The organism is Neptunomonas sp. (assembly GCF_041601355.1).
In the GTDB taxonomy this organism is placed as follows: Bacteria; Pseudomonadota; Gammaproteobacteria; order Pseudomonadales; family Balneatricaceae; genus Neptunomonas.
Map to the genome: position 1 here is coordinate 1 of NZ_JBFIIH010000033.1, position 12,675 is coordinate 12,675.

Below are 12,675 nucleotides of genomic sequence, written 5' to 3' on the forward strand. Positions count from 1 at the left end.
GTTTCCCATAGCTGGTCTGGGTTCATTTCACCCAGCCCTTTGTAGCGCTGTATCGAATTTCCACGCTTAGACTGCTCTAATAGCCAGTTAATGCCATCTTTGAAGAAGGTGACAGGGAATGTGCGCTCGCCACGTTTAACGAATGCGCCGGGCTCCAGAAGGCCTTCCAGCACCTTAGCCAGATCAGATATGGCGGCATATTCACGTGATGAGAAGAAGTCTCTGCGAAAGACGAAGTTGGTATCAACACCGTGGTTGATGTGCACAATTTTTGGCAGGTAGACGCTGTGTTCTTTATCGTAAATCAACTCAGACTCATAGCGCTCACTAACACTGGACTCTAACTCCATCGCTTCAACCAGTGTTTTTAACCAACTCTCGACGATTTCTGGTTTAGCCAGATCGTCTACGCTCAATACAGATTGATAAATCATCTGTGTTAATGCGGATGGCGGATAGAGTTTGCTCAAACGTGTGATGTGCTTATCCACAGTGCGATATTGATTAATTAACGACTCAAGTGCCGCGCCAGAAATTGCCGGTGCACCTTCATGTACGTGGAAGCTGGCATTATCCAAAGCGCCCTGTAGCAGGTAATTCTCTAACGCATCATCATCTTTGAGATACTGTTCTTGCTTACCTTTTTTGATTTTATACAGCGGTGGTTGCGCGATATAGATGTAACCACGCTCGATCAATTCAGGCATTTGGCGGAAGAAGAAGGTCAGTAGCAGGGTACGGATGTGAGAACCATCCACGTCGGCATCGGTCATGATAATAACGCTGTGGTAGCGTAATTTATCAGGGTTGTATTCGTCCCGGCCAATACCACAACCCAATGCGGTAATGAGTGTTCCTACTTCAACAGAGGAGAGCATCTTGTCGAAACGCGCCTTTTCTACGTTGAGTATTTTACCTTTCAGCGGCAGAATTGCTTGTGTACGACGGTCGCGTCCCTGTTTAGCTGAACCTCCCGCAGAATCACCCTCTACGAGGTAGAGTTCAGAAAGGGCAGGATCTTTTTCCTGACAGTCAGCCAGTTTACCCGGCAAACCTGCAATATCCAGTGCGCCTTTACGACGTGTCATATCACGCGCTTTACGTGCCGCTTCACGTGCCCGCGCGGCTTCAATCATTTTATTAACGATGGCCTTGGCTTCTTGCGGGTTTTCATGCAGATAGTCGCTGAAGTGCTGAGCAAACATCTGCTCTACAGCCGTTTTAACTTCTGAAGAAACCAATTTGTCTTTGGTCTGCGAAGAGAATTTAGGATCCGGCACCTTAACAGAGATGATAGCGCATATGCCTTCACGGCTATCATCACCGGAAGTGCTGACTTTACTGCCTTTATTCAGACCTTCTTGCTCAATATAAGTATTAAGTGAGCGCGTCAGTGCCGAACGAAAGCCCGATAGATGCGTACCACCATCACGTTGTGGAATGTTATTGGTGAAACAGTAAAGATTTTCCTGATAGGTATCATTCCATTGCAGTGCTATTTCAACACCCACGCCATTTTCATGCATACCGGTCAGATGAACGACCTTATTGACGGCCGTTTTGTTCTGATTCAGGTACTCAACAAACGCACTCAAGCCCCCCGTATACTCAAAAATATCCTGACGAGCAGTGCGCTCATCTGTCAGTACAATACGCACACCGGAGTTAAGAAAAGAGAGTTCTCTTAAACGTTTGGCCAATATCTCGAACTGAAACTCAACATTAGTGAAGGTTTGTTCTGATGGCTTAAACCTTACTTCTGTACCCGATTGGTCAGTTTCACCGACAATCGCAAGCGGAGCCTGAGGCACACCATGAACATAAGTCTGTTCATGTACTTTGCCATCACGGCGCACTGTCAGCTTCAACTCAGCGGAAAGCGCGTTAACAACTGAGACGCCTACACCGTGCAGACCACCGGATACTTTATAGCTGTTGTCATCGAACTTACCACCGGCATGCAGAACCGTCATGATAACTTCTGCAGCAGAGACGCCTTCCTCATCATGCATGCCGGTAGGAATACCACGGCCATTATCTGAAACGGAAACACTATCATCCGGATGGATGATGACGCTGATCTCACTGCAATGGCCAGCAAGTGCTTCATCGATTGAGTTATCCACAATCTCGAAAACCATGTGGTGCAGACCGCTTCCATCGTCTGTATCACCTATATACATCCCTGGGCGTTTACGAACCGCATCCAGCCCCTTAAGGACCTTAATACTGTTGGAATCGTAATTCTGCTCTTCGCCACTCATGGCACTCTCCTGACTCAGTGTGTTTGTACTAATTGGCCTGCTTCAATATTGAAATAGGCCACTGCTGTATCGGTTTTCCAGAATCTGCTTAACGCGTCTGGTTCAACACAGGTAATAAAACATTGATTATTTGTTTGTTCTAAAAATTCACAAAATAAACGGCTATGGCGTTCATCCAATTCTGACGGTAAATCGTCAATCAGATAAACGCATGGGCGATTACTTAAACGATGAAACAAAGCGCCTTGTGCTAATTTCAATGCACTTACCACTAGTTTTTTCTGCCCCCGGGATAGACGCTCTGCAGCACTCACTCCCTCAGATTTAACTTTGAGATCGGCGCGTTGTGGGCCGATACTGGTAAAACCCTGCTTCAGGTCTCTGAGTAAGTTTTCTGATAACAGTTCATCCAGAGGCCGCTTTTTATCCCATCCTGGTGAGAACTTCAGCGTGATGGCCAAATCCCCCACCAATCTTAATAAAATCTCTTCAAAATCCGGCATTAACAAGTCAATATAGCGTTGCCGCATGCTCGTTAACTGCTCTGCGTAGAGAATAAATTCCTGATCCCATATCTGGCGTAAAACAGGATCAATTTTACCACACTTCAGTAAAGAATTACGCTGTTGTAACACACGCTTAAAAGCACGCCACAACTGAATAAACGCTGTTTCTGAATGAAACGCTCCCCAATCAACAAACTGACGCCGTGTCGCCGGGCTACCTTCCAATAATTCAAAGGTATCCGTATTAATTAACTGCAGAGGAATCAGTCCTGCCAGCTCCGACAGATCAATACTATTTCCAGCATAACGAATGTTCACTTCGCCCGACATGTCACGGCTCACGCCCAGTGGTTTAATCTGTCCGTTACCCATCGCATCAATAGTAGAGAAAACCAACGACTGAGTTTCTGAAGCGCTTATCAGGTACCGGAACTGGTTAGTACGGAAGGAACGCGTCAGACCAAGAAAGTGCAACGACTCTAACAGCGAGGTTTTACCACTGCCATTGGCACCATAAATGATATTAATTCGCTCGGAAGGCTCGAAAGACAGTGCAGAGATATTACGTATCTTTTCTACGGAGAGAGATCTGATTGGCATAAAGTATTGCGTGAAGCCTAAAACGGCTCCACACAGATCATCCTATCTTACATTCGCATCGGCATAACAACGTAAAGATTTCCCTGCTCATCGAGCCCTTCAATCAACGCACTGCTATTGGAATCCGACAAGGTAAAGCGAACAATATCTGAATTAAGAATAGAAAGCGCATCCAGCAAATAGTTAACATTGAAACCGATCTCAAGAGAGTCACCCTCATAATCGATCGCAATCGTTTCTTCTGCTTCTTCCTGCTCCGGGTTATTCGCCATGACCTGCAGGAAACCGCTCGTTAATGTTAAACGAACGCCGCGATATTTCTCGTTAGAAAGAATCGCGATACGGCTGAAGACTTTGCGCAACGCCTGGCGATCACCCAATACAAACTTGTCGCCATTGCGCGGTATAACACGTTGATAATCAGGGAATTTGCCATCAACAAGTTTAGAGGTAAAGATGAACTCACCGACATGTGCGCGGATATGATTAGCGCCCACAACCAGCTTCAGAGGTTCATCACCATGCTGAAGTAAGCGCGCCAACTCCAGAATGCCTTTACGTGGCACGATAATCTGTTGTGCAGATTGCTGATCTGTTTCAACATTGGCAACACTGGTCGCCAGTCGATGCCCATCGGTAGCAACCGTGCGCAATGAACCGTCAGCAATTTCAAGCAACATGCCGTTCAGGTAATAGCGCACATCCTGCTGAGCCATCGAAAAGCCCGTTTGCTCAATCAAATAACGAAGCTGACCTTGCGAGAGTGTCAGATCAAATGTCTGCGGACTGTCTTCAACATTCGGAAACTCAGCAGCTGGCAGTGTAGACAGTGAAAAGCGGCTACGGCCTGACTTAATAACCATCTTCTGGCCAGTCAGAGCCATCTCTATTTGTGAATCATCCGGTAGTGATTTACAAATATCCATAAGTTTACGCGCTGGCACTGTCACCGAGCCTGGCACCGCCGGCTCATCAAGCGTGACACAACCAACCAGCTCTACTTCAAGATCAGTTCCTGTCATAGACAGTTTATGATCTTCTGCGACCAATAAAATATTGGACAACACCGGAAGTGTCTGACGACGCTCTACTACACCCGCTACCAATTGCAGCGGTTTAATCAGTGCTTCACGTGAAATTACGAATTTCATGGCAACCTACCCTTATTCCGCTCCGATACTACGCCGTCAGATGACGTAGCAGATTCTGATAATCTTCTCGGATATCCGTATCGCTTTCCCGCAACTCTTTGATTTTACGGCAAGCGTGCAATACCGTCGTATGATCGCGACCCCCAAAGGCGTTGCCAATCTCAGGTAAACTGTGATTGGTCAGTTCTTTGGAAATACTCATGGCAACCTGACGGGGACGTGCTACCGAGCGACTTCTTCGCTTGGATAACAAATCGGATATCTTAATTTTATAATACTCCGCGACCACACGCTGAATATTGTCAATACTAACTTGTTTATCCTGTAATGCCAGCAAGTCTTTCAATGATTCTTTAATGAAAGGCGTAGTTATTGCATTACCTGTAAAATGGGCGTTGGCAATGACGCGTTTTAGGGCGCCTTCAAGCTCACGGACGTTGGATCTGATTTTTTGTGCCAGAAAGAAAGCAGCATCATCCGGCAGGATAATTTTAGCTTCTTCCGCTTTTTTCATGACGATGGCAGCGCGTGTTTCCAACTCAGGCGGCTCAACAGCCACCGTTAATCCCCAGCCAAAACGTGATTTGAGACGATCCTCAACACCGTTTATCTCTTTCGGATAACGATCACTGGTCAGAATCATCTGCTGGCCGCCTTCAAGTAAGGCATTAAAGGTGTGGAAAAACTCTTCCTGAGAGCGCTCTTTACCAGCAAAGAACTGAATATCATCAATAAGCAACGCATCAACCGAGCGATAATAACGCTTAAAGTCATTAATCGCATTCAGCTGTAATGCTTTAACCATGTCCGCTACAAAGCGCTCTGAATGCAAATAAACAATGCGGGCATTCGGATTCTGGCGCAACATTTCCATGCCAACAGCGTGCATTAAGTGAGTTTTACCTAAACCAACGCCGCCATATATAAAGAGGGGGTTGTAAGCGCCGCCGGGGTTATCTGCAACTTGCTGCGCTGCCGCCAATGCCAGTTGGTTTGATTTACCCTGTACGAAGGACTCAAAAGTAAAGGCTCGGTTTAAATTAGATTGATGGCGCAAACCGCCTTCAACATCCACCTCAACAGCTCTATCGGGCTCAGACAAACCTACATCGAGTTCTAACTGTGGGGCCTGTATAAGTACTCCGGAGCCGGAGTGAGCGCTTACTTCTTTGTTTTGATCTGTATTTCTCTGCGCTGGCTGGTACTCATTCTGAACAGCATCGGAATATGCGGACGCAGGAGGCGGTGCAACAGGGCGAGGGCGCGGAGGCATCCTGCGAGCGGTTGTTGAAGCAGAACCAACCGCAGCAATTTCTACTCTGACGTCGATACTGATATCACCGGAAACATCGCAAAGAACTTGCCGGATACGAGATAAGAATTTGTCGTTAACCCAGTCACGGACGAAACGATTCGGTGCAAAAAGAACCACCGAAGAGCCAGAACTATCATCAGCACTTAAAGGGCGAATCCAGGTATTGTACTGCTGGGCAGGGAACTCACTTTGCAAGCTAGGCAAGCAACGCTCCCACAAATCTCCCGACATAGATTCTCCGCAAAAAAATAGTGACGCGCCAAAAACAACGTGAGTCAACGTAAGTGACTGTTATGTCGCGGCTATTCTACAGTGATACAAACCAGTTATCCACACGACGACTGAAAATATTAAAAACAACAGGTCAAAATAAAATAATCGCCTAAAAGACACATATTTTGATCACTTATTAAACAAAATAGTACTTATATACAACAAATAAACACGATATCTAACAGATTACTCACAGGTTAACTCATTGTTATAAATAGAATATAGGCTTTATGAACATTTTTATTCAGTGCTTCTCATTCACCAATAAATCACCCCTATGCAACACCGAGTCTTATAAGTAATTACGTTATTAGTTAAAAAAGCATTTGAATTATATAAATTAATTCACTAGACTTTCGCGTCTTAATTTTGCTCTGTAGGCTTCAGCCAGCTAATAACCGAGCACCTAAACAAGCGTTAATAGTAGGACTGACTCATGAAAAGAACTTTTCAACCAAGCGTTTTAAAACGTGCTCGTACTCACGGCTTCCGTGCTCGCATGGCTACTAAAAGTGGTCGCGCAGTTATCAATCGTCGTCGTGCAAAGGGCCGCGCACGTCTGTCTGCTTAATAACAGACTGCGGCCGGATCTGGTAGTTGAATGACCGAATTCGGATATCCCCGACAGCTGCGCTTGCTGACTGCCGGGGATTTTCAAAAGGTTTTTGATAGTGTAACTATTAAAGTACCGGACCAGAAAATTCTCATACTCGCCCGTCATAACGGACTCGAACATCCACGTCTCGGGTTTGTAATATCAAAAAAAAATGTACGCAGAGCAGTGAAACGTAATCATGTTCGGCGTATCATTCGCGAGTCATTTCGCCTTAATCAGCATGATTTACCACCCGTCGATATAATTATTCTGGCACGCCCAGGATTAGGGGATATGAGCGGATGCGATTTACATCGCCTTGCCGTAAAATGCTGGTCTCGGTTGAATAAAAAATCCAAACACGTACTTAACAAGCAAGATTAACGGTCTTAAACTTATGGATGTACAGCGAGTCATACTAGTTGCCGCTCTGGCACTTATCTCATACATGCTGGTCTTACAGTGGAATGAAGATTACGGTCAGCAACCAACAGCACAAGCCCCGGCTGCTTCTGTATCTGTCTATGGCAGCGCAGCGACAAGCAGTGATCTCCCAACCGCAGTAAATACCGAAAAAAGCGTTTCTGGTGACTTACCTATTACCGAAACAACGCCAATAAGCACGCCTAAAGCACAGCTTATTACGGTAAAAACTGATGTTCTGGACGTGCTTATAGATGCCAAAGGCGGTGATATCATTCAAGTTGCCCTGCCAGCATACAAAGCATCGTTAGGCAGTCCACTTCCATTTATTCTGCTAGAACAAACACCTGGTCGCACCTACGTATCCCAAAGCGGCTTGGTGGGCAAAAACGGTCCGGATGCGAGCCCGGATGGTCGCCCAACCTATGCAGTAGAAAGCAACGAGTTTACGCTGGGTGATAAAGATAGCTTCAATGTCGACTTGCTATTAACTAACCCGAATGGCGTTACCATCACTAAGCGATATATCTTTAGCAAAGGCTCATACACTATTGGGCATGAATATATCGTCAATAATGGATCTGCAGAACTCTTCCAGGCGAACCTGTTCGCTCAGATCAAGCGCGACCAAAGCTCAGATCCCAACTCATCTACTGATATGGGAATGCAGTCTTACTTAGGACCTGTCTTCTCTACCGCTGAAAATAAGTATCAAAAATACTCTTTCGATGATGTAGATGAAGTCAACTTCAATGCAACCACGCCTGATGGCTGGGCGGGTATGATTCAGCATTACTTCCTGAGTGCATGGATTCCTGCACCCGGCGCTGAATATACTTACAGCACCCGCAAGTTGAACGGTAACTATATCGCTGGTTTTGTTTCGCCTGCTTTTGAAGTACCTGCCGGCAGCGAAAAAACGGTATCTGCATCTTTCTATGCAGGCCCTAAAGATGTTGATCAGATGGAAGCCGCGGCTCCAAACCTTGAACTAACCCTTGATTACGGTTGGTTATGGTGGATTGCATCGCCCCTGTATGTCGTTCTTAAATGGATTCACGGTATTGTCGGCAACTGGGGTCTGACTATTATTTGTATCACCATCCTGGTGAAAGCATTGCTCTTTCAGTTAAACGCTAAAGCCTTCAAATCCATGGCTAAAATGCGTAAGTTCGGTCCAGAGATGACACGCTTGAAAGAGCTTCATGGTGGTGACCGCCAGAAGATGTCTCAAGCAATGATGGAACTGTACAAGAAAGAGAAGATAAATCCGCTCGGAGGGTGTTTACCTATCGTCGCGCAGATGCCTATCTTCATCTCTTTGTACTGGGTACTGATGGAATCGGTAGAATTGCGTCACGCAGAGTTCCTGTACCTGACTGACCTTTCAACAAAAGATCCTTACTTCATTCTGCCGATCATCATGGGCGTGAGTATGTTTATTCAGCAATCGCTGAACCCAACGCCTCCGGACCCGATGCAGGCTAAAGTAATGAAGATGTTGCCTATCCTGTTCACCTTCTTCTTCCTGTGGTTCCCTGCAGGTCTGACGCTGTACTGGGTAGTTAACAACATTCTGTCAATCGCACAGCAATATGTGATTAACAAACAGATTGAAGCGGAACCTGCCACGTCTTAACATAGCGGAACGAACACAAAAAAGGCTCCTGCGGGAGCCTTTTTCAATGTCGCCAGAAAAATGGAGTACTTATGAGCCTGATATCTCAAGAAACCATCGCTGCACAAGCGACTGCCCCCGGGCGCGGAGGCGTAGGTATTATTCGTGTATCAGGCCCCGGATCAGCAGAGATCGCTGAACAGGTGTTAGGTTATCTGCCCAAACCCCGTTATGCACACTACGGTCCTTTCAAAGATGTACTGGGAAACGAGTTGGACGAAGGCATTGCACTGTATTTCCCGGGGCCAAACTCATTTACCGGTGAGGACATTCTGGAGCTACAAGGACACGGCGGCCCTGTAGTAATGGATTTTCTGCTTCAACGTGTTCAATCACTCGGTGCCAGACTCGCCCGTCCTGGTGAGTTTTCTGAACGCGCTTTTTTAAATGACAAACTCGACTTAGCGCAGGCGGAAGCAATTGCCGACTTAATTGACAGCTCCTCTCAGCAAGCCGCACGTTGCGCCTTACGCTCTTTGCAAGGAGAGTTCTCGCGCCGTATCGACACTCTGGTAGAGTCGCTCATCCAGTTACGTATCTATGTAGAAGCAGCGATCGACTTCCCTGAAGAGGAGATCGACTTTCTCGCTGACGGAAAAGTGCTCAGCGACCTGCATGCCATCATTGCTAACCTCGATGCAGTACAGCATGAAGCTAAGCAGGGGAGCTTGATCCGCGAAGGTATGAGCGTTGTTATTGCCGGCCGTCCGAATGCCGGTAAATCCAGCCTGCTGAATGCACTCGCAGGACGGGAAACGGCGATTGTCACCGATATTGAAGGGACTACACGTGATGTATTGCGTGAACATATCCACATTGACGGCATGCCACTACACATTATCGATACCGCCGGATTACGTGATGCGCCCGATGAAGTCGAGCGTATTGGTATTAGCCGTGCCTGGGAAGAGATCCATAGAGCGGATAGGGTACTGTTAATGGTAGACAGCACCAAAACACATGCGGATGACCCGCAGCAGATCTGGCCAGAATTTGTCGAGAAGCTGAAAGATCAAACCAAGATCACAGTTATTCGCAACAAATCTGACCTTAGCGGAGAAGGATGCGGCCTACAGGAAGTGCACGGCCACACTTTAATCAACCTTTCAGCCAAAGCGGGTGAGGGGATAGAAACGTTACGCGATCACCTGAAAACCTGCATGGGCTACCAAGCCACCACCGAAGGTGGGTTTTTAGCACGCCGCCGTCACCTTGAGGCGTTAAATACCGCCTCAGGACTGCTGGAAACCGGCCGTGAGCAACTTATCCACAACGGAGCAGGTGAACTATTGGCTGAAGACCTAAGACAAGCCCAGCAAGCCTTAGGAGAGATAACCGGTCAGTTCAGTAATGATGATCTATTAGGCAGAATTTTTTCAAGCTTCTGCATTGGCAAGTAAAGTCTTGCTGAGGTTAAGGTTAAAGATCGCCATAGCGTGGACACAATAAAACCTGCATCATACCAATACACATAAGTGCGTCGTTGTAAAAAGTTATAACACGCCTATCGCATCATAAAGGTGTAAAAACAGGATCTGCAAAAGTAAAAACTTTACTGAAAATATCCTGTTACGCATAAACAAGCTGAAGTTGCTTATATTAAAACGTCCCGATAGTGTCAAATGCATCCCGGAGAGTGGCGACGCAATTACCCCTCCGGCCCAACACATCAGAAAAGTCATGGCCAACAGATCTGGCGCGGCATTAAGATTGGCGAGTAAGCCGCCTGCTGTGGCGATAGTGATAACAGGATGCACACCGGCAACCGCCAGAATCACCGATATAATCAATAGGCCGCTCGCTTGCCAGGGGCCAAAACTACTTAATCCCAGCGTTAAATTAGTTGATGTCATCAGTACGCCGATCCCCACTGCCAGGACACCCGCCGACAGAAACAACAGCAGTTCTGAGCCAATATTCGGAATCACATTAACGATATGATTTTTGTACGAAGCAATACCGGCCGAGCGTTGCCTAAACATCAGTAACAACAGAGGCAAGATAATCGATAATAGCGAGATCAGGGTCAGCACCGGCACCAGCGGTAACACAAAATGACACGCCATAATCGATATGCCGAGTAATGATGGCATCCATAAGGCTGACAGATCCAACGGATAACCTTTGAACTCTTCAACCTCAATTTCCTTGCTGATTTCTGTTCCGGCAACCCACAGAGCAACGGCCGCGATGGGTAAACCGGCCATGGCTAAAACAAACAGATGTGCTCCGGGAGCATTGATCAGCGCCACCCCCATCGCAGCAAAAAAAGGCGACCAAAGTGCCGCTGTGCCAAAGCCACGAGAAAGCGTCGCCGCCTGCGTCATCGTTAAGGGTTGTTTCTGACTCAGGCGTTCCGCCATAATCATCAGCGCCGACAGGTTGATAACCGAACCAAACAGATGCACCCCCAGTAAAGTTTTCCAGAAAGCTTTCCTGCCCTGGGGTTCGGATTGCTCATCACTCAACGCAGTGGCCGCAACCAAGCGTAAAAAACTGACCGATGCCAACATAGTGACTAATGCCTGGTTTGCGCTAAGCGCTTTCAACCATGATGTTGGTGCACCCTGTGCATAACTCCAAAGCAAACAGCCAACACCTACCAGTAACATCAAGCCGGATTGCAGCAATTGCATCGGCCGTACACGGTGTAACAATAAAATAGCTGCCAACCAACCCACAATGCCCGCCCACCAACCGGGTAGAGTAGCCGTTAATCCAGTGGTGACAGATAACAGGATCATGACAAACAGTGTAAGTCCTGCCATGCGGATCTGGAGTGGACTCTGTTGTTGTATAATCGCCTGATTATCCGACATCTTTTATCTCACAATAGCCGCAGCACGGGTTCCTGTAACGCAGAAAACTGCTCCCTGAGCTGCAACAGATGCTCCCCCCAGTAGCGCTCGGTATTGAACCATGAAAAATTATGCGGAAAAGCGGGATCATCCCAGCGGCGTGCAATCCAAGCCGCATAGTGCATCATTCGTAGAGTACGTAACGCTTCTATTAAATGCAGCTCACGAGGATTGAAATCGGAAAACTCATTATAGCCTTCTATGACTTCGCCAATTTGTAACTGCTGTTGTTGGCGATCTCCCGTCAGAAACATCCACAAGTCCTGAATAGCAGGCGCCATGCGCGCATCGTCAAAATCAACAAAATGAGGCGTATTGTCACGCCACAGAATATTGCCGGCATGGCAATCGCCATGCACACGGATTTGCTTCACAGCTCCGGCACGCTTAAAAGCGGCGTCAATTTCACGCAACAGATCTGAGGTGAGGCTGTCGTAAGCTTTTTTTAATGATTCAGGGATAAATTCCTGGCTGATAAAGGCCGCGCTATCAATGCCATAGCTTTGAATATCCAAAGCAGGTCTATGGATAAAAGGACGTACCTGGCTTACTTGATGTATTCGTCCAATCGTTCGCCCTAACTGAAACTGATGCTCGGGGTCATCCAGCTCCGGCGCCCGGCCGCCGCGGCGCTCAAACAATGAGAAACGAAAGTCTTTGAACGTAAATAAACTGTCGCCAACCGCATTTCTCATCGGTGCAACAACAGACAATTCCTGCTCCACCAGCTCATACATAAACTGATGTTCTTCAATAATCTGCTCGTTGCTCCAACGCTGTGGTCGGTAGAACTTAGCAATTAATGGCGTTTTTTCTTCAATACCTACCTGATAAACGCGGTTTTCATAACTGTTTAGCGCCATGATACGACCGTCACTCAAATAGCCAAGCGACTCTACTGCGTCAAGAACAGTATCCGGTGTCAGTTCAAAAAAGGGCTGTTTATTCATAAGACTAGCGTCGAATCCAGTAATGTAAGCTTGAAAAACGAACCTCATATAGTAAACCCTGA

The 12,675-nt window shown here is 46.9% G+C and carries 10 protein-coding genes; 4 read left to right on the plus strand and 6 right to left on the minus strand.

Going from position 1 to position 12,675, the window contains the following annotated elements; genetic code table 11:
* From gyrB to dnaA, 4 genes are all read right to left on the minus strand, one after another.
* A partial coding sequence (gyrB, locus tag ABY436_RS07425; RefSeq protein WP_372738354.1) for a DNA topoisomerase (ATP-hydrolyzing) subunit B occupies positions 1-2,264 on the minus strand: 2,264 nt, incomplete at its 3' end.
* Positions 2,265-2,278: 14 nt separating this feature from the next.
* Positions 2,279-3,370: a DNA replication/repair protein RecF gene (gene recF / locus ABY436_RS07430; RefSeq protein WP_372738355.1), complete on the minus strand. Its 1,092-nt coding sequence runs from the start codon at positions 3,368-3,370 to the stop codon at positions 2,279-2,281.
* 47 nt (positions 3,371-3,417) lie between these two features.
* Complete coding sequence (dnaN, locus tag ABY436_RS07435) at positions 3,418-4,521, minus strand: DNA polymerase III subunit beta (protein WP_372738356.1); 1,104 nt, start codon at positions 4,519-4,521, stop codon at positions 3,418-3,420.
* A 28-nt stretch (positions 4,522-4,549) separates the two neighbouring features.
* Positions 4,550-6,067, minus strand: a complete 1,518-nt coding sequence (gene dnaA, locus ABY436_RS07440; RefSeq protein ID WP_372738357.1) for a chromosomal replication initiator protein DnaA — start codon at positions 6,065-6,067, stop codon at positions 4,550-4,552.
* A gap of 478 nt (positions 6,068-6,545) precedes the next feature.
* On the opposite strand from dnaA, the gene rpmH reads away from it, so the two are divergent.
* From rpmH to mnmE, 4 genes are all read left to right on the plus strand, one after another.
* Positions 6,546-6,680, plus strand: coding sequence for a 50S ribosomal protein L34 (gene rpmH / locus ABY436_RS07445; RefSeq protein WP_054339742.1), 135 nt, complete (start codon positions 6,546-6,548; stop codon positions 6,678-6,680).
* 30 nt (positions 6,681-6,710) lie between these two features.
* Positions 6,711-7,088: a ribonuclease P protein component gene (rnpA, locus tag ABY436_RS07450; protein ID WP_090722914.1), complete on the plus strand. Its 378-nt coding sequence runs from the start codon at positions 6,711-6,713 to the stop codon at positions 7,086-7,088.
* Between the two features lie 13 nt (positions 7,089-7,101).
* The gene (gene yidC / locus ABY436_RS07455) at positions 7,102-8,766 is read left to right on the plus strand and encodes a membrane protein insertase YidC (protein WP_372738358.1); all 1,665 of its coding nucleotides are present in this window, start codon (positions 7,102-7,104) and stop codon (positions 8,764-8,766) included.
* Between the two features lie 71 nt (positions 8,767-8,837).
* Positions 8,838-10,205, plus strand: coding sequence for a tRNA uridine-5-carboxymethylaminomethyl(34) synthesis GTPase MnmE (gene mnmE, locus ABY436_RS07460; RefSeq protein WP_372738359.1), 1,368 nt, complete (start codon positions 8,838-8,840; stop codon positions 10,203-10,205).
* A 93-nt stretch (positions 10,206-10,298) separates the two neighbouring features.
* On the opposite strand, the gene ABY436_RS07465 is transcribed toward mnmE, so the two are convergent.
* The gene (locus tag ABY436_RS07465; protein WP_372738360.1) at positions 10,299-11,624 is read right to left on the minus strand and encodes a hypothetical protein; all 1,326 of its coding nucleotides are present in this window, start codon (positions 11,622-11,624) and stop codon (positions 10,299-10,301) included.
* Between the two features lie 8 nt (positions 11,625-11,632).
* Positions 11,633-12,613: a serine/threonine protein kinase gene (locus tag ABY436_RS07470; protein ID WP_372738361.1), complete on the minus strand. Its 981-nt coding sequence runs from the start codon at positions 12,611-12,613 to the stop codon at positions 11,633-11,635.
* Positions 12,614-12,675 lie beyond the last annotated feature (62 nt).

Bases quoted from the DNA above. Each gene is read 5' to 3' on its own strand.
- ABY436_RS07465 (WP_372738360.1), bottom strand. From the start codon at position 11,624: ATGTCGGATAATCAGGCGATTATACAACAACAGAGTCCACTCCAGATC.
- rpmH (WP_054339742.1), top strand. From the start codon at position 6,546: ATGAAAAGAACTTTTCAACCAAGCGTTTTAAAACGTGCTCGTACTCAC.
- dnaN (WP_372738356.1), bottom strand. From the start codon at position 4,521: ATGAAATTCGTAATTTCACGTGAAGCACTGATTAAACCGCTGCAATTG.
- ABY436_RS07470 (WP_372738361.1), bottom strand. From the start codon at position 12,613: ATGAATAAACAGCCCTTTTTTGAACTGACACCGGATACTGTTCTTGAC.
- rnpA (WP_090722914.1), top strand. From the start codon at position 6,711: ATGACCGAATTCGGATATCCCCGACAGCTGCGCTTGCTGACTGCCGGG.
- recF (WP_372738355.1), bottom strand. From the start codon at position 3,370: ATGCCAATCAGATCTCTCTCCGTAGAAAAGATACGTAATATCTCTGCA.
- yidC (WP_372738358.1), top strand. From the start codon at position 7,102: ATGGATGTACAGCGAGTCATACTAGTTGCCGCTCTGGCACTTATCTCA.
- mnmE (WP_372738359.1), top strand. From the start codon at position 8,838: ATGAGCCTGATATCTCAAGAAACCATCGCTGCACAAGCGACTGCCCCC.
- dnaA (WP_372738357.1), bottom strand. From the start codon at position 6,067: ATGTCGGGAGATTTGTGGGAGCGTTGCTTGCCTAGCTTGCAAAGTGAG.